The 272-nt window shown below is 68.0% G+C and carries 1 protein-coding gene; it reads left to right on the top strand.

Features of this window, described 5'->3' with window-relative positions:
* A partial coding sequence (locus JHD63_RS23575) for a transposase (RefSeq protein ID WP_198973203.1) occupies positions 1-272 on the top strand: 272 nt, incomplete at its 3' end.

Raw genomic sequence — 272 nt, 5'->3', positions numbered from 1 at the left:
CTGGCAGCAGCGGCCGATCAAGAGGCCGGATTCGAGCAATACCGCCGCCCCACCCGACGCGATGTGTTCCTGGCGACGATGGAAGAGATCGTGCCGTGGCAGCAACTGTGCGCGGTGATCGAGCCGCACTACCCGAAGCCGGGCAACGGGCGCCCGCCGGTAGGGCTGCAGCGCATGCTGCGCATGTACTTCGTGCAGCACTGGTTCAACCTGGCCGACGAGGCCTGCGAGGAAGCACTGCTGGACAGCCCGGCGCTGCGGCGCTTCGTGGG

This window comes from Xylophilus sp. ASV27, assembly GCF_016428875.1.
Taxonomy (GTDB): Bacteria; Pseudomonadota; Gammaproteobacteria; order Burkholderiales; family Burkholderiaceae_C; genus Xylophilus.
Note: the sequence above shows the minus strand (reverse complement) of the source record. Positions and strands in the feature narration are given on the sequence as shown.